Source organism: Bradyrhizobium sp. Ken01, from assembly GCF_055807355.1.
Map to the genome: position 1 here is coordinate 1 of NZ_JBVVPC010000332.1, position 218 is coordinate 218.

Annotated in this window: 1 protein-coding gene; it reads left to right on the plus strand. The window is 67.4% G+C overall.

Translation table 11 applies throughout. The features are described from left to right. A partial coding sequence (locus AC0L3S_RS39845; RefSeq protein ID WP_473285474.1) for an aldehyde dehydrogenase family protein occupies positions 1 to 218 on the plus strand: 218 nt, incomplete at both ends.

Sequence of the window (218 nt, forward strand, 5' to 3'; positions counted from 1 at the left end):
GTGCACATCGCCAACGACACGCCCTATGGGCTTGCCGGCTACGTCACGGGTGCGTCCGTCGAGGACGCCAAGCGCGTCAGCCGTCAGATCCGCGCCGGCAATGTCAATCTGCAGGGCGTGCCCAACGACCGCTCCGCGCCGTTCGGCGGCTACAAGCAGTCCGGCAACGGCCGCGAGTGGGGCAAGTACGGCCTCGAGGACTTCCTCGAAGTGAAGGC